Source organism: Streptacidiphilus jeojiensis, from assembly GCF_042510965.1.
Lineage (GTDB): Bacteria > Actinomycetota > Actinomycetes > Streptomycetales > Streptomycetaceae > Streptacidiphilus > Streptacidiphilus jeojiensis.
The window spans coordinates 494,588-516,311 of record NZ_JBEUKS010000001.1; the positions used below are offsets into that span (position 1 = coordinate 494,588).

The 21,724-nt window shown below is 71.0% G+C and carries 21 protein-coding genes; 11 read left to right on the top strand and 10 right to left on the bottom strand.

Going from position 1 to position 21,724, the window contains the following annotated elements; translation table 11 throughout:
* Positions 1–28: 28 nt before the first annotated feature.
* Both ABUW04_RS02210 and ABUW04_RS02215 read right to left on the bottom strand, forming a co-directional pair.
* Entirely contained in the window at positions 29–925 is an 897-nt protein-coding gene (locus ABUW04_RS02210; RefSeq protein ID WP_380562116.1) for a TetR family transcriptional regulator C-terminal domain-containing protein, read from the bottom strand.
* Positions 909–2,354 (bottom strand): flavin monoamine oxidase family protein, encoded by a 1,446-nt coding sequence (locus ABUW04_RS02215; protein WP_380562118.1) that lies wholly within the window; start codon positions 2,352–2,354, stop codon positions 909–911. The genes ABUW04_RS02210 and ABUW04_RS02215 overlap by 17 nt, the downstream gene beginning before the upstream one ends.
* Positions 2,355–2,510: 156 nt before the next feature.
* Here ABUW04_RS02215 and ABUW04_RS02220 point away from each other — a divergent pair, with 156 nt between their 5' ends.
* Positions 2,511–4,100, top strand: coding sequence for an APC family permease (locus tag ABUW04_RS02220; protein WP_380562120.1), 1,590 nt, complete (start codon positions 2,511–2,513; stop codon positions 4,098–4,100).
* A 176-nt stretch (positions 4,101–4,276) separates the two neighbouring features.
* Here ABUW04_RS02220 and ABUW04_RS02225 read toward each other — a convergent pair whose 3' ends face one another.
* Both ABUW04_RS02225 and ABUW04_RS02230 read right to left on the bottom strand, forming a co-directional pair.
* Positions 4,277–5,677: a purine-cytosine permease family protein gene (locus tag ABUW04_RS02225; protein ID WP_380562122.1), complete on the bottom strand. Its 1,401-nt coding sequence runs from the start codon at positions 5,675–5,677 to the stop codon at positions 4,277–4,279.
* A gap of 95 nt (positions 5,678–5,772) precedes the next feature.
* Complete coding sequence (locus tag ABUW04_RS02230) at positions 5,773–6,975, bottom strand: M20 metallopeptidase family protein (RefSeq protein WP_380562124.1); 1,203 nt, start codon at positions 6,973–6,975, stop codon at positions 5,773–5,775.
* 112 nt (positions 6,976–7,087) lie between these two features.
* On the opposite strand from ABUW04_RS02230, the gene ABUW04_RS02235 reads away from it, so the two are divergent.
* The 3 genes from ABUW04_RS02235 (at position 7,088) to ABUW04_RS02245 (ending at position 11,409) form a co-directional block, all read left to right on the top strand.
* Entirely contained in the window at positions 7,088–8,092 is a 1,005-nt protein-coding gene (locus ABUW04_RS02235) for an Lrp/AsnC family transcriptional regulator (RefSeq protein WP_380562126.1), read from the top strand.
* 58 nt (positions 8,093–8,150) lie between these two features.
* Complete coding sequence (locus tag ABUW04_RS02240) at positions 8,151–8,504, top strand: VOC family protein (RefSeq protein WP_380562128.1); 354 nt, start codon at positions 8,151–8,153, stop codon at positions 8,502–8,504.
* A gap of 232 nt (positions 8,505–8,736) precedes the next feature.
* Positions 8,737–11,409, top strand: coding sequence for a tetratricopeptide repeat protein (locus ABUW04_RS02245; protein WP_380562130.1), 2,673 nt, complete (start codon positions 8,737–8,739; stop codon positions 11,407–11,409).
* Positions 11,410–11,447: 38 nt separating this feature from the next.
* Here ABUW04_RS02245 and ABUW04_RS02250 read toward each other — a convergent pair whose 3' ends face one another.
* Positions 11,448–12,827: an FAD-dependent oxidoreductase gene (locus ABUW04_RS02250; protein ID WP_380562132.1), complete on the bottom strand. Its 1,380-nt coding sequence runs from the start codon at positions 12,825–12,827 to the stop codon at positions 11,448–11,450.
* A 79-nt stretch (positions 12,828–12,906) separates the two neighbouring features.
* On the opposite strand from ABUW04_RS02250, the gene ABUW04_RS02255 reads away from it, so the two are divergent.
* Positions 12,907–13,272, top strand: coding sequence for an ArsR/SmtB family transcription factor (locus ABUW04_RS02255; RefSeq protein WP_380562134.1), 366 nt, complete (start codon positions 12,907–12,909; stop codon positions 13,270–13,272).
* 12 nt (positions 13,273–13,284) lie between these two features.
* Entirely contained in the window at positions 13,285–13,686 is a 402-nt protein-coding gene (locus tag ABUW04_RS02260) for a nuclear transport factor 2 family protein (RefSeq protein WP_380562136.1), read from the top strand.
* Positions 13,687–13,701: 15 nt separating this feature from the next.
* Here the strand turns inward: ABUW04_RS02260 and ABUW04_RS02265 are convergent, their stop codons facing one another.
* Both ABUW04_RS02265 and ABUW04_RS02270 read right to left on the bottom strand, forming a co-directional pair.
* On the bottom strand, positions 13,702–14,445 hold the full coding sequence (locus ABUW04_RS02265) for an aquaporin (RefSeq protein WP_380563423.1): 744 nt from the start codon (positions 14,443–14,445) through the stop codon (positions 13,702–13,704).
* Positions 14,446–14,495: 50 nt separating this feature from the next.
* Positions 14,496–14,810, bottom strand: a complete 315-nt coding sequence (locus ABUW04_RS02270; protein WP_030256519.1) for an ArsR/SmtB family transcription factor — start codon at positions 14,808–14,810, stop codon at positions 14,496–14,498.
* A 198-nt stretch (positions 14,811–15,008) separates the two neighbouring features.
* On the opposite strand from ABUW04_RS02270, the gene ABUW04_RS02275 reads away from it, so the two are divergent.
* Positions 15,009–15,431, top strand: coding sequence for an arsenate reductase ArsC (locus tag ABUW04_RS02275; protein ID WP_380562138.1), 423 nt, complete (start codon positions 15,009–15,011; stop codon positions 15,429–15,431).
* A gap of 182 nt (positions 15,432–15,613) precedes the next feature.
* Positions 15,614–16,090, top strand: a complete 477-nt coding sequence (locus ABUW04_RS02280) for a nuclear transport factor 2 family protein (RefSeq protein WP_380562140.1) — start codon at positions 15,614–15,616, stop codon at positions 16,088–16,090.
* Positions 16,091–16,146: 56 nt separating this feature from the next.
* On the opposite strand, the gene ABUW04_RS02285 is transcribed toward ABUW04_RS02280, so the two are convergent.
* A complete protein-coding gene (locus ABUW04_RS02285) occupies positions 16,147–17,217 on the bottom strand; it encodes an alpha/beta hydrolase (RefSeq protein ID WP_380562143.1) in 1,071 nt (356 codons plus the stop codon).
* Positions 17,218–17,320: 103 nt separating this feature from the next.
* Between ABUW04_RS02285 and ABUW04_RS02290 the strand changes: the two genes are divergently transcribed.
* The 3 genes from ABUW04_RS02290 (at position 17,321) to ABUW04_RS02300 (ending at position 20,080) form a co-directional block, all read left to right on the top strand.
* Positions 17,321–17,926, top strand: a complete 606-nt coding sequence (locus ABUW04_RS02290; protein WP_380562145.1) for a TetR-like C-terminal domain-containing protein — start codon at positions 17,321–17,323, stop codon at positions 17,924–17,926.
* 176 nt (positions 17,927–18,102) lie between these two features.
* The gene (locus ABUW04_RS02295; RefSeq protein WP_380562147.1) at positions 18,103–19,035 is read left to right on the top strand and encodes a hydrolase; all 933 of its coding nucleotides are present in this window, start codon (positions 18,103–18,105) and stop codon (positions 19,033–19,035) included.
* 256 nt (positions 19,036–19,291) lie between these two features.
* Positions 19,292–20,080, top strand: a complete 789-nt coding sequence (locus tag ABUW04_RS02300; RefSeq protein WP_380563426.1) for an MHYT domain-containing protein — start codon at positions 19,292–19,294, stop codon at positions 20,078–20,080.
* Positions 20,081–20,118: 38 nt separating this feature from the next.
* On the opposite strand, the gene ABUW04_RS02305 is transcribed toward ABUW04_RS02300, so the two are convergent.
* Together ABUW04_RS02305 and ABUW04_RS02310 are read right to left on the bottom strand one after the other, a co-directional pair.
* Positions 20,119–20,727, bottom strand: coding sequence for a GNAT family N-acetyltransferase (locus ABUW04_RS02305; RefSeq protein ID WP_380562149.1), 609 nt, complete (start codon positions 20,725–20,727; stop codon positions 20,119–20,121).
* Positions 20,728–20,731: 4 nt separating this feature from the next.
* The gene (locus ABUW04_RS02310; protein ID WP_380562151.1) at positions 20,732–21,643 is read right to left on the bottom strand and encodes a LysR family transcriptional regulator; all 912 of its coding nucleotides are present in this window, start codon (positions 21,641–21,643) and stop codon (positions 20,732–20,734) included.
* Positions 21,644–21,724: the final 81 nt, after the last annotated feature.

Here is a 21,724-nt window from a genome sequence, read left to right on the forward strand (position 1 = left end):
CCGGCACCGGGCACCGCCGGTGCCCGGCTCAGCCGAGGTCGAGGTGCGGTTCGAAGGCCCGCCGCAGCAGCGAGCGCATCCGGTCCGGCGTCATGTCGGTGGACCCGGCCAGGATCTGGATCGCCAGACCGTCGACCATCGCGGTGAACCGGTCGGCGAGCGCCTCGATGTCGGCCTCCGGCGCCAGCCCCTCGTCCCGGCACTCGCGGAGCAGCTCTACCACGAGCCTGCGCCAGTCCGAGTAGGTCCGGCGCTGGGCCGGGCGCAGGCTCGGCTCGAGCATCGCCTGGCTCCAGAACTGGATCCACACCGACCACTCGTCGACGTCCGCAGTGGTGAGCGTGAGCTGCACCTCGATGAGCCGGAGCACCTTGTCCCGGGCGGAGCTGGCCCCCTCGAACTCCGCGCGCAGGCGCTCGTGCAAACGCTCGGCGTAGTGGTCCAGCGCGGCGTGCAGCACCGCTTCCTTGGTCGGGAAGTGGTAGTGCACCGTTCCGGTGCTGGTGCCGCAGCGCTCCGCGATGTCCGACACCCGCACGTTGTGGAAGCCCCGGCGGGCGATGAGCTCGGTGGCGGCCTCCAGGATCTGGCTCCTCCGCTCCTGGGTGCTCAGCGGCTGGGCTCTGGCGCCCGCCTCGTCCCCGGGGCCGAGCGGCGGAGTCCGGCCCACCCCGGACACCAAGTACTGCACCGACACCCCGCCGGCCTTGGCGATGGCGGCGATCTCCTGCTGCTGCAGTCGCCGGGTGCCCCGCAGTGCCTTGGACAGCGCCGTGGGATCCATGCCGATCCGGCGCGCGAGCTCGCGCTGGGACAGCCGTGCGGAACGCAGGACGACGCGTACCCGGTCGGTCAGGTCCGAGGCGGCGGGGCGGTCGGGGGCGTCGGGTGGTGCGGTCGGGGACCGCTCATCGGTGCTGCTCATGACGAGAGCTCATTATGCCTGGTGCCGCAGGCCCGGGGGCGGCTACCGCCCGCGCCGCGAGGGCCTCGGCGACCTCGGCAGCGGCCCGCTCCCCGGACGAGACGGCCCCGTCGATGTAGCCGTTCCACACCGACGCGGTCTCGGTCCCCGCCCAGTGCAGCCGCCCGACCGGTTCCCGCCAGCCCTGCCTGCCGTGGCCGGTCCAGCCACCGGGCGTCACGAAGCACTCGTAGCCGCCGGTCGTCCACTCCTGCTGCGGCCAGACCTTCTCGGTGTAGTCGTCAGGCTCCGCGGCCTCCGGGCCGGCGGCGGCGACCAGGGCGGCGAGCACCGAGGCGCGCCGCGCGTCCGGGTCCAGTGCGGCCCACCGGGTGAGCCGGTCGCCGTAGACGAACGCCACCAGGACGCCGTGCTGCCCGTCCTCGGGTGAGTTGTCGAAGACCACGCCGACCGGGTGGTCGCCGTAGAGCGTCGCGATCCCGGAGCTCCCGGCCGCGCGCCAGAAGGGTCGCCGGTAGACGGCGTGCACCTTGGCCACCCGGCCCATCGGCGAGTGGCCGATCCAGCCCCTGCGGGCAGCGGGCAGCACCGGGTCGAAGGCGATCCGGCGCACCGCCGTCGGCGGCACCGCCAGCACCGCCCGCTCCGCCCTGACCAGGCCGCGGTCCGTGCTGAGCTCGACGCCCGCGGCGCACTGCCTGATCGACCGCACCGGAACGCCGAGCCGGACCCGGTCCCCCAGCGCGGCCGCCACCGCCCGCGCCGGACCGTCCGCCCCTTCGGTGAAGCGGCTGTCCTGAGCGCAGTCGCGGGTCTCCATCAGCTGTTCGTACCCGCCGGCCGAGGCGATGTAGAACAGCACGTGGAACAGCGAGATCTCACTCGGCTCGGCGCACCACACGCCCTGCACCGCGAGCGCCAGGCGGCGGAGCGCGTCCTCGTCGCCGGTCTCACTGCGGAAGAAGCTCTCGGCGGAATGACCGTCGAACTCCGCGAACCGCGGGGTCTGCCACGGACTGTCCACGTCGACGGTGTCGGCGAGTCGGTCCAGCAGCGCGGTGATCCGCTCGTACTCCGGGATACCGGGGCCGGTGGCGGGCGCCGCGCCTGCGTAGCCGACGCGGGTGCCGTCGTGCCAGACCTCCAGGTGCCGGCCCGTCTCCCAGGTGGGGAAGGTCGCGCAGCCGAACCGGGCGGCCAGCGCACGCAGCCGGTGCTGGGTCGGTCCGATCCACTGGCCGCCGTGGTCGACGCGCACGCCGGACGGGCGCAGTTCGCTCAGCGTCCGGCCGCCGACGCGGTCGGAGGCCTCCAGGACGACCGTGTCCACGCCTGCGTCGGTCAGCTCCAGGGCGGCGGTCAGGCCTGCGTACCCCGCACCGACGACGGCCACCCGGGCTTCCACGACGGGACGTTCACGTTGTTCCATGCCGACGACCATTGCGCAACATTGATTGATCAGTCAAGGTCCAGAAATAATTGCGATGGATCTCTTGACAGCGCGACCCGCCGGGATGAGGCTGACTCGCCAATCAGATGTTGCGGTCGGCGTCCCCGCCCCGGGAAGCCGGGATCGGGAGTGGCCATGACCGGAAACAGCGAGAAGACCGGGCCGGGACTGGCCGAAACCCTGGCCTCCGGGCCCGGAGCCGAACCGTGGTCCGGCGACCTGGACTCCCCCGGCGCGGACAAGGGGCTGCGCTCCGGCGCCCTCTCCATGGCGACCAGCCTGATCCTCGCGGTGGCCTCGGCGGCACCGGCCTACAGCCTCGCCGCCACCCTGGCGTTCATCGTCGGGTTCGTCGGCTTCCAGGCCCCGGCCGTGGTCGTGCTCGCCTTCGTGCCGATCCTCTTCGTCTCGTTCGGATACGCCGCGCTCAACCGGCGCGACCCGGACTGCGGCACCATCTTCACCTGGGCCTCCCGGAATCTCAGCCCCAGCCTCGGCTTCCTGGGCGGCTGGGCCATCATCGCGTCCTTCGTCCTGGTGGTCGGCAGCCTCGCACAGGTGGCCGGACAGTATGTGTTCCTGCTGGTGGGAGCCACCGGCATCGGCTCCGACCCGGGCAGCACCTGGGTGATGCTGGCCGGGCTGGGATGGCTCGCGCTGATGACCGTCCTCTGCTACCGCGGCATCGAGATCGCCGCAGCCGTCCAACGGGCCCTGCTCTTCCTCGAGTTCAGCATGCTGGTGGTGCTGTCGGTGGTCGCGCTGGTCCGGGTGTACGGCGGCACCGCGCCGGCCGGGGCGCACCGGCCGCAGCTGTCCTGGCTCAACCCGTTCGCCGTGGGGTCGGTCGGGGACTTCATCAGCGCCCTGGTGCTCATGCTCTTCATCTACTGGGGCTGGGAGACCGCGATCACCGTGAACGAGGAGACCGCCGACCGGCACCGCACCCCGGGCCGGGCCGCGACCTGGTCGACGGTGCTGCTCGTGGTGGTCTACCTCGCCGCCACCTTCGCCGTGGTGTCGTTCGCGGGCATCGGGGACACCGGCATCGGGCTGAACAACCCCGGCAACTCCGGTGACGTCTTCTACGCCCTCGGCACGGCCGTGTTCGGCGCGAGCGGCTTCGGCTCCGTGCTGTGGCACCTGCTCATCCTGATGGTCCTCACCTCGGCCGCGGCCTCCACCGAGACCACCGTGCTGACCCTGAGCAGGACGGTGCTGTCCATGGGCGCCCAGGGCGCGCTGCCCCGGGCCCTGGCCCGAGTGCACCCGAAGTACCGCATTCCGCATGTGGGCACGGTCGCCGTGGGCGTCGCCGGCGGAGCGGTCTACGTCGCGATGAACCTCCTGGGCCACGAACTGGTCATCGGCGACGCGGTCTCCGCCTGCGGCGTCATGATCGCCTTCTACTACGGACTCACCGGACTCACCTCCGCGTGGGTCCACCGCACCCAGTGGCGCACCGGTCCGGCGGACCTGTGGCTGCGCACCGTCCTGCCCGCCATCGGGGGCGCCGTCCTCATCGCGGCCGGAGCATGGAGCCTGGTCCACGCCTGGGACCCGGCCAACAGCAACACCAGCTGGACCCCGTCCTTCGCCCCGGACCTGCACATCGGCGGGACCTTCGTCATCGGCGTCGCGTCCATCCTCGTCGGCCTGCTCGCACTCCTGGTCTGCCGCCGCCGCTACCCGGCCTTCTTCACCCCCTCGAAGGCCCCCCGATGAACCCGGTCGACACCGCCGCACCGTCGCCCGGCGCGGCTGAGGCCGGCGTCAGCAGGCGCATCCGCCGGCTCACTCGTGCGGGTTGGTTCAGGGCGGCCTGTCGGTGCTACGCCCACTCAGTGGGGCCGCTGGAAGCGACCCATGATCACCGATCGTGAAACATGGCCCTCCTTTCGTCACTTTGGGTGACGTGCTGAAGTGCCGCCATCCACCAGCACCGCGGGGGCGGCGGGCTGCGGTCGGGCCGGGTCCGAGCTGCCCAGTTTTGTATGAGCCAGGTAGGTGAGGGCGCCGAAGACCAGGCCGATGATCCAGGAAATGTCGGCCGCGCCGAGGTGCCGGGCGATCGGGCCGATGTACACGGTGGTGTTGATGAAGGGGATCTCGACAGCGATCGACACGAGGTAGACCAGTACGGCGCCGCGGTTGAACAGCCCGTAGCGCCCGTCGCGCTCGAACAGCGCCTCGATGTCGTAGCTACCGCGGCGCACCAGGTAGTAGTCGGTGAGGTTGATCGCGGTCCACGGGGCCAGCAGGTAGAGCGTGAAGAGGGTGACGTTCTGGAACAGGGCCATGACGTGGGTGTTGGCCAGGATCGACAGCACGGTGGACACCAGGGTGAAGCCGCCCACGAAGAGGGCGCGGGCCAGGGGCGCCGAGCGCAGCCTGCCGCTGGCGGAGACGCCGCTCAGCGTCGTGAGGAAGGCCCCGTAGGGGCCCTGGGCGCTGCCGGGGATCCCGCCGATCAGGAGTGCGGCGATGATCAGGCCCGAGACGGCAGGGAAGCGGTGGGCGAGGAATCCGATGGAGTCGGCGTCCAGGGCGTTGCCGCCGACCACCGCGGCGAAGGCGCCGATGACCATGACCCAGGAGGCTCCGGCTGCGGACCCGAGGTAGGTCCACAGGAACGTCGACCTGGCCGGGGTCTCCTCGGGCAGGTAGCGCGAGTAGTCGGAGACGTACGGGGCCCAGGTGATCTGCCAGGAAGCGAAGATCGAGATCACCAGCAGCACGTTCCCCGGGTTCACCGACGTGCCTGTGTAGTGGGCCGGGAGGTGCATCCAGAGTTGGACGAACAGCGCGAGGAACAGGACCGCGGAGATCACCGAGATGACCCGGCCGGCGGCGTGGATCAGCCTGTAGCCGGCGGCTGCCACCACCAGCATGGTGAGGTTGCAGGCGATGATCGCAGTGCTGTAGGGGATGTGCAGCCAGGCGTGCACGGCCTGCCCGTTGACGACTCCCCCCTCCACCGAGAAGCCCAGGTACATGGCGACCACGACGGCGACCGGGAGGATCGCGCCCAGGAATCCGAACTGGGCCCGGCTCTGGATCATCTGAGGAATGCCCAGCTTGGACCCCTGGACCGAGTGGTAGGCCATGAACAGGCCGCCGACCAGGTTGCCGATCAGGATGGACGCGACGGCCCAGGGCAGGTCCAGGCCCAGGATGATGCTCAGTGCTCCGGTCACCAGGCCGGTGATCTGCACGTTGCTGGCGAACCACAGGGTCAGCAGGTGCCAGGGCCTGCCGTGGCGGTCCTGGGCGGGGATGCGGGTGATCGCACCTTGCTCCATCACGCGGGTTCTGGTCGAGGCTTGTGTCATGGCGTACTCCGGGGGTCCGTACCGGCCGATCGATGCCGGGGCTGTGGGGGTGAAGGGGCAGTGCGTCAGTCGGCCGGCCCTCGGGCGAGCCGTCGCAGCGCCAGTTCGGCGTAGAGAGCGGCGCCGTCGGGCAGGAGCGAGTCGTCGAAGGCGGCCAGCGGGGAGTGGTTCGCCGGAGCAGTCCGCCAGTCGCGTCCGGGCAGGGCCGCGCCCAGTTGGAGGATGGTTCCAGGGACCACGTCCAGGACCCGTGAGAAGTCCTCCGACGCGGTGAGGGGGTGGGCCATCTCCTGGAAGCGGTCGGCCCCGAACAGGTCGCGGGCGACGTCGGCCGCGAAGGCCGACTCCCGCTCGGCCGCGACGGTGGCCGGGTACTGGGAGTGGAGGACGGCTTGGGCGGTCATGCCGTGGGCCCGCGCGATGTCCTCGCACAGGCGCACCGCACCGCGCGCGATCGCCTCCCGGGTCTCGGTGTCGAAGGTCCGCACGGTGGCTTCGAAGTGAGCGGTAGGCGGGATGATGGCGGCCCCGGTCCCGGCGTGGATCGAGCCGACGGAGATCACCGCCGCCCGCACCGGGTCCACGGCACCGGTGAGAAAGCCCTGCAGCGCGTTCACCATCGTGCAGGCGACCGGAATCGGGTTGCGGGCCCGGTGCGGCGCGGAGCCGTGCCCGCCGGCCCCGTGGACTGTCACCGCGAGCCGGTCGCAGGCCGCCATCAGGCAGCCGGCCCGCGTGGCGAACCGCCCCGCCTCCCACAGCGACGAACTGACGTGCAGGGCGTAGGCCGCCGCCGGTCGCTGGTCGGCCGCGTCCAGAACGCCTTCCTCGATCATGTGCCGGGCCCCGTCGTACCCCTCCTCGCCGGGCTGGAACATGAACACGACGCTTCCGGCGAGCCGGTCGCGCCGCGCCGCCAGCAGGTGCGCCGCGCCGACCAGCATGGCTGTGTGCAGGTCGTGGCCACAGGCGTGCATCCGCCCCTCGAACCGGGAACGGAAGGGCAGATCCACCTCCTCGTCCACCGGCAGGGCGTCCAGATCGGCCCGCAGCAGGACGACCGGACCGGGGTGGGCCCCGCGCAGCACGGCGGTGACCGAGGACAGGGCTGATCCCGGGGTGACCGCCAACGGCAGACCGCTCAGCGCCGCGAGCACCTTCTCCTGGGTCCGCGGCAGGGCCAGTCCCACCTCCGGTTCGCGATGCACAGCGCGCCGCAGCGCGAGGAGTTCCGGCAGCATCGCCTGCGCGTCGTCCCGCACGTCCATGGGTTCCCTCCGCAGGGTTCGTCGGATGGCTAGATGATGGCCAGAGCGCCAATTCTTTTGACCGGATAGCATGAATCCGTCACCAGGAAGGCTCCAACCGTAGGAATCCACCATGCTCAGCGAGGACGATCTCGCCCTGACCAACGCTCTGCAGGTGCGTCCCCGGGCGACGTGGGCCGAACTGGCGGAGGTGCTCGGCTGCACGGAGGCGACAGCCGCACGGCGGTGGCAGCGCCTGAGCGAGTCGGGATCCGCCTGGGTCACCGCCGTGCCCGGACCCGGCTCCTCGGCCTGCGTCGCCTTCGTCGGCCTGCTGTGCGACTCCGGGCGACGAGGGGAGGTAGCCGCGGCCCTCGCCCAGGACCCGGCCGCCGTCACCGTGGAACTGGCCGCCGGCAGCCATGACCTGATCATCGAGGTGATCACCCCTGACCTGGCCGCACTGAGCCGCTACCTGCTGGACCGCGTGGACCGGCTGCCCGGAATGACCCGCTCGACCGTGTTCCTGGCCACCAACGTGGTGACCGAAGCCAGCCGCTGGCGGCTGGACGCCCTGCAACCCAGCCAGTCCACCGCGCTCCGGGGCATGTCCCGCGACACGAAGGCGGAGGCCGGCGCCCGCCCCGTCTCCCCGCTGGACCAGCGCCTGCTCCTGGGCCTCAGCCAGGACGGAAGACGCTCCTGGCAGCACCTCGCGGAGCAGGCCCGGACCAGCCCGGCCACGGCCCGCCGACGACTGGAACGGCTACTGTCCACCGGTGAGGCGACCCTGCGCTGCGACGTCGCCGGTCCGCTGGTCAGACGACCCGTCACCGCCATGCTCTGGATCGACGTACCCGCACCGGCCCGGGACGGCATCGCCCGCCAGCTCACCTCGCTGGCACCGGTCAGGTTCATCGCCACCATCGCCGGCACCCACAACCTACTGGTCACCGTCTGGCTCAGAGGTGTGGAGGAGATCCACCGACTGGAAGCCGAACTCCTCCTGAAACACCCTCAACTGACAGTCGCCGACCGCACCGTGATACTGCGCAGCGTCAAACGGATGGGACACCTCCTCGACCCCGAGGGCCGCACCGCCGGCACCGTCCCACTCGGGCCCTGGGCAACCGAATGACCACCCCCATGCTCAACACCTTCCGGGCAGCCGGCCGACTCTGTTTATGCTCACGTCCATGGCACTCGAATGGGAACAGATCATCGTCGACTCCTGCGACCCCATCGCCCTCGGGCGCTGGTGGGCCGAGGCTCTCGGCTGGGTAGTGGTCGACGAAACCGAGGAGATCATCGAGATCCGGCCTGAGCCGGATCAGATCCCGGGGCTGCTCTTCGTGCCTGTCCCCGAGGGCAAGGCGTCGAAGAACCGGCTCCACCCCGACTTCCGCCCCGACGACCAGGAGGCCGAGGTCGCCCGGCTGCTCTCCCTCGGTGCCCGGCGCGCCGACACGGTGCAGGACGCACAGCACTGGGTGACCCTCCTCGACCCGGAAGGCAACGAATTCTGCGTCCTGGGCAAGCGGAACAGCTGACCGGGGCCTGGCAGCCGTCCGGGCGGAGATACCGGACGGTTCGACCGCAGGTGGTGTCTCCCCGTCGGTTCTCCGGTCGTCCGGTCATCCCAGTCGCTGGCGTGGGGTGTCCTGGACAGCGATCATCCTGGTCAACGACCGCGGCCCGCGCCATGGCGTTGATCTGGCGTTCGTATGGCGTTTCGCACAGGCGGAACATAGGGTTCGAGTCCAAGGGATCAAGGGGGCGGGCTTGACTGCGGAGTTCGGTTCGTTGCTGCGCGAGTTCCGGCTTCGGTGCAGCTGGACGCAGGAGGAGCTGGCCGGGAAGTCGGGTGTCTCGACGCATGCGATCAGCGTGCTGGAAGCGGGGCGGCGACAGCCGCGGCTCTCCTCGGTGACCCGGCTCGCCGACGCCCTGGCGCTCGATCCGCGCCGCCGCGAACAACTGCTCGCCGCCGCGCGCACCGACTCGGCTCCGGCCCGCCCGCTCGCCGCCCCCGGCACGGTGCGTCCGCGTCCGCGCCCGAGCGCTCCCTGCCAACTCCCCTACGACACCCGTCTGTTCACTGGCCGTGCCCGGGAACTCGACGAACTGCTGTCGCTGGCCCGGTCGGCGCCGACAGGCAGCGCCTGCGGCATGGTGGTGATCTCGGCCATCGACGGCATGGGCGGCGTGGGCAAGTCCGCCCTGGCCATCCGTGCCGCGCACCGGGCGCGGCCCCAGTTCCCCGACGGGCAGCTCTTCGTCGACCTCCACGGCCACACGGCCGGCGTCGCCCCGGTCTCCCCCGCCGACGCCCTCGACTGGCTGCTGCGCTCGCTGGGCGTGCCGCCGCGACAGATCCCCGAGGAGCTGAGCACCCGCGCCGCGCTGTACCGGGAACGCCTCGCCGACACCCGCACCCTGATCGTCCTCGACAACGCCGCCAGCAGCGCGCAGGTCCGCCCGCTGCTGCCGGGAACGCCCAGCTGCCTGGTCCTGATCACCAGCCGCCGCAGGCTGACCGGACTCGACGACGCCCACAGCCTCGCCGTCGACCCGCTCCCGGCCCCGGACGCCGTGGCGCTGCTGCGCGAGGCCGCAGGCCCCGACCGCGTCCCCGCCGACCATCCGGCGGCCGACGAGCTCGTGGAACTGTGCGGCCGGCTGCCCCTCGCGATCCGCATCGCCGCCGCCCGGCTGCGCCACCAGCGCGGCCTGCAGCTGGAGAGCCTGGTGGAGCTGCTCCGCGACGAGCACCACCGCCTGGCCCGACTGACCGACGAGGACCGGAGCCTGACGGCCGTCTTCGCCACCTCCTTCGCCTCCCTGGCCCCCGCCGAACAGGACCTGCTGCGGCTGCTCGCCCGCTTCCCCGGCCACGACATCGACACCTTCGCCGTCGCCGCTCTCGCCGACACCGACCACCGCACGGCGGAGCGGCTGCTGGAGAGCCTGCTCGACCACAACCTGATGGTCCAGCGCACCCCCGGGCGCTACCAGTTCCACGACCTGGTCGGACTCTACGTCCGGTCGACGGTCGAACAGCAGCAGACGGCGGAGCCGGACCAGGACGCCCCGCTGCACCGGCTGGCCGGGTACTACCGGTACGCCGCCGCGCAGGCCAACGAACACCTGGCCCGGCACACCCGCCCCGGTCGACACTCCGAGCCGGCGGCGCCCCTGGCGCTCCCGGCCCTGACCGACGGGGCCGAGGCCCTCGCCTGGATGCGCGGCGAGTACCGGAACCTGCTCGCGCTCCTGGACCACCCCACCGTGGCCTCCCTCCCCTGGTTCACCGTCTCGCTCTCCGCCAACCTGGCGGCCTTCCTGCTACTGGAGGGACGCTGGACCCAGGCCGCCGACCTGCACGGCTCAGCGGTGACCGCGGCGGCGGCCGACGGGGACCGCCGCGGCGAGGCCGACGCCCGGTGCGACCTGGGACGGGTCCGGCACGCGACCGGCGACTACCGGGCCGCCGCGGAGCTCTACGAGCAGGCCCTGACGATCCACCAGGAGCTCGGCGACCGCCACGGCGAGGCCAACGACCTGCACGAACTCGGCCGCATCCGGCTGCTGACCGGCGAGATCCGGGAGGCCGCGTGGCTGCACGAACAGGCCCTGGACGCCTTCCGGGCCCTCGGCGACCGGCTCGGCGAGGCCCGCGCGCTGTGCGACCTGGGCCGGACCCGGCACTCCTCGGGCGACTCCCCCGCCGCGGTCGAGCTGTCCTCGCAGGTGCTCGACCTCTACCGGACCATGGGCGACCGCCGGGGCGAAGCCGCCGCCCTGCACGACCTCGCGTTCATCCTGGACGAGATGGGCGACCGGAGCAGCGCCGGCCACTTCTACCAGCAGGCGCTGACGATCTACCAGGACCTCAACAGCGTCCAGGGAATCGCCAACACCCTGCGCGGCCTGGGCCGGGTCCGGCACGCCGCCGGCGACCACCGGGGCGCGGCCGAGCTGCACCAGCGCTCCCTGGATGCCTGCCGGGAGGCGGGCAGCAGCCACGGCGAGGCCGACTCGCTGCTCGGCCTGGGCCGGGCACGTGAGGCGCTGGGCGACAGCCACCAGGCTGCCGAACTCTACCGGCAGGCGTTGGCCCTCTACCAGGAGATCGGCAGCCGCCTCGGTGAGACCAGTACCCTGCTCGACCTGGCGGTCCTGACCGAGCGGACGGCCGGACCCCGTGCGGCTCTGACGCTGCACCAGCAGGCCCTGACACTCGCCCGCGCCACCGACAACCCGCTGGACCAGGCCCGCGCCCTGGAAGGAGCCGCCCGCTGCACCCTGGCCCTCGGCGACCGCAGCGCCGCGCTGGCCGGGATGGACGACGCCGTCACCCTCTACGGGCGACTCGACTCCCCCGCCGCCGCGGAGGCCGCCGCCCGGCTGTCGGCCCTGCGGACCGAGCCCGCCGCGGCCGCCGACGGCGGGTGAGTCGCCGCGCCGGCCCGAAGGGTCGTCACCGCCGGGTGTCAGCAGCCGCCGGACGCCGGGGCGCCGAGACCGATCTCCAGCAGCGCCGGTGCAGGGGCTGCGCAGCAGCCACCGCCGTCGCTCCGGGCAGCGTCGGCGTCGGGGTTGTCGAAGAGCCCTGCCCCGCCGCACACGCCGGTGTCAGGAAGCGTCAGCTCCACGCGGGCGGCGGCCTCGTGGTCGCCGGCCAGGGCTGCGGCTACCGAGCGGACCTGCTCGTACCCGGTCATGGCCAGGAAGGTGGGGGCGCGGCCGTAGCTCTTCATGCCCACCAGGTACACGCCTTCCTCGTGGTGGCCCAACTCGCCTGCGCCGTGGGGGTATACGGTGCCGCAGGAGTGCTGGTTGGGGTCGATCAGCGGGGCGAGCTTGACCGGGGCCTGGAGGCGTTCGTCCAGGGTGAGCCGCAGTTCGCTCTGCCAGGAGTGGTCGGGGCGGAAGCCGGTCAGGCCGATCACGTGGTCCAGCCCCTCGATCCGGCGGCCGTCGTCGGCCACCAGCACCACCCGGCCGTCGGCGTCCTCGACGCGTTCGGTGCGGAAGCCCTGGACGACGTCGATGTGACCGGCCGTCACCGCCTCCTTCGCCCGCAGACCGAGGGCTCCGCGGGCGGGCAGCTCGTCGGACTCGCCGCCGCCGAAGGCGTTGCCGACGCTTCCGCGCCGCAGCACCCACACCGCGCGGGTGCCGGGCGCATCAGTGGCCAGATCGGCCAGTGACAGCAGGGCGGTCAGCGCGGAGTGGCCAGAGCCGACGACTGCGGTGCGCCTGCCCGCGTGGCGGGTGCGGACGGCCGGGTCGGCGGTGTCGGGGGCGAGGTAGGTGATGCGGTCGCGGTGGCTGTGTTCGCCCGCGGCGGGGAGGCCGTCGCTGCCCAGCGGGTTGGGCGAGGTGAACGTGCCGGTGGCGTCGATGATCGCCCGGACCTGGAGGCGGTTCTCAGCACCGTCGGTGTGCCGGGTGTGGAGGGTGAAGGGCTGGTCCTCGCGGCCGGAGTCGACGATGCGGTCCCGGCCCCTGCGGGCGGCACCGGTGACGGTGGTGTTGTAGCGGACCCGCTCGCCAAGGGCGTCGGCCAGCGGCTGCAGGTAGCGCTCGGCCCACTCGGCGCCGGTGGGGTAGCGCTTCGGTTCGGGGCGGGTCCAGCCGGTGGGCTCCAGCAGGCGGGCGGCGGCCGGGTCGACCAGCTCGGACCAGGCGGAGAACAGCCGCACATGACCCCAGGCCCGAACCGACGAGGCCGCCGAGGGGCCGGCCTCCAGGACCAGGGGTTCCAGGCCGCGCTCCAGCAGGTGGGCAGCGGCGGCCAGTCCGATCGGGCCCGCCCCGACCACGGCGATCGGCAGGGCTGCGGCACTCGGGCTGCTGTTCTCACTCATGGCCATTCCATTCCTTGATTCGACACTTGTCGATACAGAGAAGCTTGTCGCCTGCTTCGACGGATGTCAAGATAGACATATGTCGAATCCGGGTGTCGTGGAGCTGCCGCTCGTGCAGGACGAAGTTGCGGCCTGCTGTCCGCCGGTGACCTCCGCCGAGTTGTCCGAGACGGACGCGGTGCGGATGGCCGCGATGTTCAAGGCCCTCGGCGACCCGGTACGGCTGCGGCTGTTCTCCAAGGTCGCCTCCCACGCCGGCGGCGAGGCCTGCGTGTGCGACATCCAGGACGTCGGGGTGTCCCAGCCCACGGTGAGCCACCACCTGAAGAAGCTGCGCGAGGCCGGACTGCTGTCCTCCGAGCGGCGCGGGACCTGGGTCTACTACCGTGTCGAGCCGCAGGTGCTGGCGGCGATGAGCCTCCTACTGGGCGGCTCCGCCTCCTGAATCGAGGACACCATGACACCATCGCCCACTCAGGCCGTCGCCGAGCAGCTACGGGAAGCGTTCGAGGCCAAGGACCTGGCCCTGCTGGGACCACTGCTTGACCCCAAGGTCCGCTGGGGCGGTCCGGAGGAGACCGAGCAGACCTGCCACTCACGCGGTGACGTGCTCGCCTGGTACGGCCGGGCCCGGGCTGCGGGCATGAGTGCCCAGGTCACCGAGACCGTCGTGCTCGACAGCGCAGTGGTGCTGGCCCTGGCCATGTCCGGACCCGCGCTCGGCCCGAACGCGAAGCGCCCGGACACCGTCTTCCAGGTGTTCCACCTCGCCGGCGGCCTGGTCGTCGACATCCGCGGCTTCCAGCACCGCCGACAGGCCGTCGCATTCGCCGAGAAGCCTCTGCACGCCCGGGGCTGACAAGCTGACAGAGGGTCAGGCGCGCGTGTCCCGGTCGCGGCCGAAGACCAGGGCGACCAGGGCCAGGCCGACGATGCCGCCGATCAGTTCCATGCCGATGAAGCCGGGCAGGGAGGAGGGCTTGATGCCGGCGAAGGTGTCGGTGAAGGTGCGGCCGATGGCGACGGCGGGGTTGGCGAAGCTGGTGGAGGAGGTGAACCAGTAGGCGGCGCCGATGTAGGAGGCCACGGCGACGGGGGCGAAGCGGAGCTGGTCCTTCTTCGCCAGACCGAAGATCAGCAGGACCAGTCCGGCAGTGGCCACGACCTCGCCGATCAGCAGGTGTCCGGCGGAGCGGTCGTGGCTGGACCACTGCACCAGGGCCTTGCCGAACATCGCGTCCGCCAGCACCGCGCCGCCGATCGCACCGGCGGTCTGCGCGATGAGATAGGCAGCGACCTCGCGGGCGAGGAGGTGGTTCTGCCGTCCACGGCGGGTCCACCAGTCGGCCAGGGTGACGACCGGGTTGAAGTGCGCGCCGGAGACCGGTCCCAGCAGCAGGATCAGCACGCCCAGACCGAAGACGGTGGCGGTGGAGTTGGCCAGCAGCTGCAGGCCCACGTCCCTCGTGAGCTCGGTGGCCTGAATGCCGGAGCCGACCACGACCGCGACCAGTGCGGCGGTGCCCACCAGTTCGGCGGCGACCTTGCGGAACAGCGGGTCGGGGCCCAGGTCGGCGACGAGCGGCTCGGCCAGATCGGTGGGTCTGGCCTCGTCTATGGCACTCACGAAGAACACTCCAGGAAAGGGCGGCGGTGTAGGTAGGCAGGTCAGGCGCAGGGGCGCTTGCGGGCGGCCTCGGCGGTGGCGCGGGCGGTGTCGGCCAGGGTGCCCAGGTGCGCGGCGACTGCCTCCAGCGCCGCAGGGCGCAGCTTGTAGTAGAGGAAGCGTCCGCAGGGCTCGGTCTCCACCAGTCCGGCCTGCCGCAGTAGCCGCAGGTGGTTGGACAGGTTGGTCTGCTTGGCGCCGGTCTCCTCGACCAGGTGGCACACGCACAGGGACTCGGCCGCCAACAGCGTCACGATCTGCATCCGCAGCGGATCGGCGAGGACCTTCAACGCTTCAGTATCGACTGATGTCACCATGGGCTGATACGTTACCGGTCGTGGGGACGCCACGCGACCCCGGGCGGCCACCGGTCCTGGCCGGTGGCCGGCCCTCCCGCGCTGGAGACACCATCTCCGTGACGAGATCGCCCACCGCGTCGCCGACCTGGTCACCGAACACACCCCCGCCGGTTCCCGAACTCCCGTCACCACCCCATCGGAAAGCACCCGTCTGCGATGACTGCCGCACCCGCCGCATCGGTCCTGTTCGTCTGCGTCCACAACGCCGGCCGCTCCCAGATGGCCGCCGGATTCCTCAGCCACCTCGCGGGCGACCGCGTCGAGGTCCGCTCCGCCGGCTCCGTCCCCGGCGACCAGGTCAACCCCTCCGCCATCGCCGCCATGGCCGAGGTCGGCGTCGACATCTCGCACCAGAGCCCCAAGGTCCTGACCACCGAAGCCGTCCAGGCGTCCGACTACGTCATCACCATGGGATGCGGCGACGCCTGCCCGATCTTCCCCGGCAAGAAGTACCTCGACTGGGAGCTCGAAGACCCCGCCGGCCAGGGCGTGGAGGCCGTACGCCCGATCCGCGACGAGATCCGGAACCTGATCGAAGGCCTGATCACCGAGATCGACGCCAAGCAGCAGGAGAACTGACCGCCCGTCACCGAGCAGAGCGCCTGCTCGTAGCGCACCTCAGGGGCGTTCGTACAGCTGGCATGCCAGACCGGACGAGCCCTGAGCAGGAGCCGGTTTCGCCCGCGACGCCATGATGCAGATCCCGTGTCCAGCCTGAATCTGCATTACGATATCCGACAAATCCATGCAAAAGGATGGCAATGGCTCTGGATATTGATCCTCCCGCGGACCTGGCGCATTTCATCGACCGCGCCGCGATCAGCGAACTCGTCGACCGCTACTCCAAGCTGTTCGACGACCGCACCTTCAGCGAGACACTGCCCACGCTGTTCACCGACGATGCCTTCGTCGAACTTCCCTCCGGCGAGCATCGCGGGCTCGACGGCTTGGACAAGTTCCACGAACACGTGATGACCCCGTTCGGCCCGACTCAGCACCTGTTCACGAACACGCTCGTCGACACCGCAGGTGAGCGGGCATCTTTTCGCACCAATACGTATGTCACGCACACGGTATTGGCTGCCGCCGAGAGTCAGAGCACCGACAAGGGGAGCTACTTCCTCGCCGGCGGAACGCTGACGGGCACCGTGCTTCGCACGACCCAGGGGTGGCGGTTCGAGAAGGTTGTGCTCGATGTCATCTGGCGGCAGGGAAACCTCGACTTCCGACCGCAGTAGAGGAACGTCACGTCACGAGCCGCCACCGCCAGGGGTTCGAGCGCAGCCCGCCGGGCTCACCTGACCGGCTCCCCGGTGGCGGCCAGGGTGCGGTCGAGCCAGCCGATGATGGCCGGGAAGACCTCGGGCAGTTTGCTCACCGCGCAGTGCCCGGTCCCGGGGACGAGGTCCACGACGGTGTCGCGGCGCCCCTGGAACACCAGGGTGTCACGCTGCGGAACATGGACGTCGTCGGCGCCGTTCACGACCAGCATCGGGCCGTTGCGGTCCTGGTCGAGCAGCGGGCGCAGCGAGAACTCCTGCCGTCGTGCCGCCAGTTCCTCCGGTCCGGGCGGTGCATCGAATCCCATCGCATTGCCGACGATGCCGTCCATGCCGAAGGCGGCCTTCCGCGCTGCGCCGAACGCCGCTTCGACCGGCCCGCCCAGCACCACGGCGGCGTCCACCTCGCCGCCGAGACCCGATCGGGCCGAGAAGTACCCGCCCATCGAGATGCCCAGGTGTGCCACCACGCCGTTGCCCAGTGTCCGGGCGTGACGGATCAGCCCACTGACCAGCTCCGCTCCGCCGGCACCGGTCATCGGCACCGTCGACTCGCCGGTTCCGGCGATGTCGAAGACCAGCACCTGGGCACGGAGGTGAGTGGCAAGAAGCACCATCAGCTGGTGCACGTCCATCTTCCAGCTGTCCACGCCGCCGCTGGCGAGCACCACCGGCCGAGCGGCGGGGAGGTCGAAGGGCGAGAGCAGGTGCACCGCCACGTCGGTCGTGCCGCCTCGGTACGGCAGTTCCAGGACGTGCCGCTGGAACCGCACCCCGAAGCCCGGGGCGGCCAGCCGGTACTGCTCCAACTGCCTGGACAGGGCGGTGCTCTTGCTCTCGTTGGCCAGGGTGGGGAACTTCGCCCACCCGTAGGCCAGTGCGGCCTGCTCATGCGATCCCGCGTCCGCGTAGGCCGCGGCCAGCTTCGACCATTCATGGACCCAACCACCCGGGGCATCGGCCCACATCTCGGTGATCGCGGCACGCACGGTGTCGACGTCGTCCGCCGGAAGTCCGGTGTTGACCATCTGCGGATACCGCTCGCCGAACAGCTCGGATGCGTCCAGCGGCCATTCGTAGGCCATGACGGCTCCTTCCACGACAGTGTCACTAACGCATAGATTCTGCGTTAGTGGACGCTACTCCCACCCCACCACAAACGCAATATCTGTGCGTTAAGGTGGCGTGGTGACTCGGAACGAGACGAACGACCAGGCTGAGGCAGTCCGCCGCCCCGGCGGCCGATCCGCGCGGGTCCGCGCCGACGTCCTGCGGGCGACCCTGGAAGCGCTGGCCGAGCACGGCCCGGGCGGCGGCCTGACGCTGAGTGAGATCGCCAGGCGGGCAGGCGTCCACGCCACCTCGATCCAGCGGCGCTGGGGCACGGTGCAGAACCTGATCCTGGACGCGCTGCTGACCTACAGTCAGGAACAGCTTCCGGTCCCCGACACCGGAAGCCTCCGCGACGACATGGTCGCGCTGGCCCGACTGATCACGGCCTACCTGGACACCCCACTGGGCACCGCACTGGCCCAGGCGATGGCCGCCGTCGACGAGGACCCCGCGCTGGCCGGGAGCCGCGCCCAGTTCTGGCAGGCCCGCTACGACGCCACCCGGACCATCGTCGACCGCGCCATCGCCCGCGACGAACTGGCCGCCGACACCGATCACCAGCTCGTTCTCGAACTCCTGGTAGCGCCACTGCATTTCCGGGCGCTGCTCATCCGGCAGCCCGTCGAAGAAGGCCGCATCGAGCGGATGGTCGACGCGCTGCTGCACGGACTGGCCGGATAGGACCCAGTCGCAGGGGGCGCCGGTGCTCCGCTGAGCGGACAGGCTGTTCGGTCATGTCCATGAAATGCACAACTTCCCGTAACACGCGGGGACTTCCTCCGGCCGCGCAACCTCCGGATACTCATCTACGCGCGTCAAACTACGCGCGTAGTCAACTCCCCCGGAGGAGATCGAGCATGACTGCAGCTCAGCGAACGTTCGGACGGGCCACGTGCGCCGTCGCGGCGGCCTGCGCGGCCCTGCTGGCCACCCTGGTGACGCACCAGGGCACCGCCCACGCGGCCACCACGCACCGGGTGCTCTTCGACGACGCCCACGCCGAGACCGCGGGCAACGCGGACTGGATCATCAGCACCAGCATGCCCGACCCGCTCGCCCAGAACGCCAGCCCCACCACCGAGAAGAGCTGGACCGGCGCTCTCTCCGCCTGGGGTGTCGCCCTGCAGAAGACCGGCTCCTACAGCCTCAAGACCAACACCAGCGCGCTGACCTACGGCACCAGCGCCACCCTGGACCTGTCCAACTTCGACACCCTGGTGATCGACGAGCCCAACACCAAGTTCACCACCGCCGAGAAGACCGCGATCATGAAGTTCGTCCAGGCCGGCGGCGGCCTGTTCCTGATCTCCGACCACACCGGCAGCGACCGCAACAACGACGGCTACGACTCCCCCGCCATCATCAACGACCTGATGACCACCAACTCGGTCGACAGCACCGACCCGTTCGGCTTCTCGGTCGACCTGCTGAACATCGCCACCGGCACCCCGAAGGCCATCACCGACAGCACCAACACCGTCCTGCACGGCAGCTTCGGCACGGTCACCGGCAGCGACTTCTACAACGGCACCACCTTCACCCTCAAGCCCGCCGACAACTCCGCCGTCAAGGGCCTGCTCTACCGCAGCGGCTACAGCGGCAACACCGGCGCCTTCTTCGTCACCAGCACCTTCGGCAGCGGCCGGGTCGCCATCTGGGGCGACAGCTCGGACGTCGACGACGGCACCGGCCAGTCCGGCAACACCCTCTACGACGGCTGGGACGACAGCACCGCCACCAACGCGGCACTCGCCCTCAACGCCACCGCCTGGCTGGTGAAGGCCAGCTGACCCGCACCGGAGCGGGCCGGCCCGAGCGCCGGGGCGGCCCGCTCCGCCCATTCCCGACATCCTTCCAGATGCTTCACAATCCCGGTCAGAAGTTGAAAGGTTAATGATCTATGCTCATCAACGTTGCGCGGGTGGCAAATCGCCTGCGGCAGACGCGTGTTCAGACGACGCATGTCCAGAACCTGTGGCACAGCCATCCCTCAGGCCGTGGTCCACCCCCCTACCCCCGACGAACGGACGACAGCCCGTGGCCCACATGGACGGATTCACCTACGGCTGGCTGAACCCGGCACTGGCGTACCTGGTCGCCTGCCTCGGCGCGGTGATCGGACTCCGGTGCACCGCACGGGCCCTGACGCTGCCTCGGCGACGTCGGATCAGCTGGCTGCTGCTCGCCTCCGGCTGCATCGGCGGCGGGATCTGGGCCATGCACTTCATCGCAATGATGGGCTTCACCGTCACCAACATGTCGATCACCTACGACCTGCGGCTGACCCTGCTCAGCCTGCTGGTGGCGATCGTGGTGGTCGGCATCGGCGTCTGCTGCGTCGGCTACTGGCCCGACTCCAGCCTCGCCCTGTACCTGGGTGGCACCCTGACCGGGCTCGGCGTCGCCGCGATGCACTACATGGGCATGGCCGCGATGGAGCTCGGCGGCTCCGTCGAGTACAACCTCTGGATCGTCGCCGCCTCGGTGGCCATCGCCGTGTTCGCCGCCACCGCCGCGCTCTGGATGACCCTCAACATCAGCCGGGCCTGGGCGAGCTTCGCCTCCGCGCTGGTCGCGGGCGTCGCGGTGTGCGCGATGCACTACACCGCGATGCTGGCGGTCTCCGTGCGCTTCGGCACGGGTGCGACACCGGCCGGCGGGGTGCCGGTGGACCAGTTCGTCTTCCCGGTCGCCGTGGGCATCGTCGCGTTCATCACCCTCTCGGTGATCGTGGTCGCACTGGCCCCCGAGGTACGGCCGCAGCAGGAGCTCGCGGCGCCGGCCGCCCCGCAGGCCCGGATCAAGGTCGACCTCTTCGACGGCTCCCTGCGCTGACCGCACCCGGGGACGCGGCTCCGGAACCCGACCTCGTGTCAGCGCGCCGGGCGCCACATGGTGGTGACGACATGACCGGTGGCGACGGTGATCTCGTCCCGGGCGGTGAAGCCGACGCTCTCGTACCGGCCGAGGTTGGCCGGGTTGGACGATTCCAGGTAGGCGGGGGCGCCGAGCGCGTCGATGCGGTGCAGGCTCTCGGCCAGCAGGCCCATCCCCAGCCCCTTGCCGCGGTCGCGGTCGTGGACACCCAGGAGGGTGAGGTAGAAGCACTCCTCCTCCGGGTGTGCCGCTTCGAGCTGGTCGTAGATCACCCGGATCGCCCGGGCCGCCTCGGTGCCGGCGGCCCGGGTCAGCAGGTCGTCCAGCCCGCTCTCCTCGGCCGGGGTCAGCTCGGACCCGCCCGGCGGGATCCACACGGCCGCTGCCCCCGCGTCCGGTGTCACCAGCGTCCACGGGTAGCGCAGGGCGGACGTGACGTAGAGCCGCCACATCTCGGCCGCCTGCACGGCACGGTGCTCCTCGTCGGGGAAGGCCGGGCCCCACAGCGGGTCGTGGAAGAACGCCGTGGTCATGGTCTCGACGATGTTCTCGACATCTGCGGGGGTGGCGACGCGTGCGGGCACGGTGCGGTGTTCGGCGCTCATCCGGTCATCCTAGTGATCGCTGCCGCAGCAGGTCGGTGACCAGGGCCAGGGGAGGCCAGTCCCGGTGGCCGTGTCGGGCGACGGCGTAGCCACGCAGTTCGACGTCGGGGCCGGCCAGCGGGACGAACCGCACCGCGGGAACCGTGCGGGTGCCGCACGGCAGCAGCCCAACGCCGAGCCCGGCGGTGATCATGCCCTGAACGAGGTCGAGGCTGTCGGCCTGATGGGTGATGCGCGGGGTGAAGCCCGCCATCGAGGCCAGGGTGCGGATCACGGTCTCGTCGGCGGTGTTGCGGGAGTTGACGATCCAGTCCTCCCCGGCGAACCGGTCGAAGACCTCCAGCGTCGTCCCCTGCCGGACGTCGGCTGCGTCGGTCGATGCGTCGGCCGATGCGGGGACGCCCAGGCCCCAACGTGCGGTCCACAGGGCGGTGGTGTGCACAGCGGGGTTCTCGGTCGCCGGCGCCAGGTTGTAGTCGTAGGTCAGGGCCAGGTCCGTGCCGTCCTCGGCCAGCAGCTGCAGCGCCTCCGCGGGCTCGTGTTCGCGGATCAGGACGTGGACCCCGGGGTGGCTGACGGCCAGTGCGGTGACGACGGGCAGCAGGTGGGCGCGGATGGCCGTGGCGTAGCCGGCGACGCGCAGGGTGCCGTTGGGCTCGCCCTCGGGGGCGAGGTCGTGGCGTGCCGCCTCGACGGCGGCAAGGATCGTCACCGCGTGCTCGGCCAGCCGACGGCCCGCCGGGGTCAGCCGGACCCGGCGCCCATCCGGCTCGACCAGCGCGGTGCCCATGTCGTCCGCCAGAGCGGCGATCTGCTGCGAGACCGTCGAGGTGGTCGTGCCCTGGACGTCGGCCACCGCGCGCATCGATCCCAGCCGGGACAGGTCCAGCAGCATCCGCAGACGTCGTGTCTCCATCCGGCCATTGTGCAGCTTTCCCGAACGGATTGTTCATGATCGGCACGTGGACACGAACGGTTCGGCGTCGTGTACTGGGGT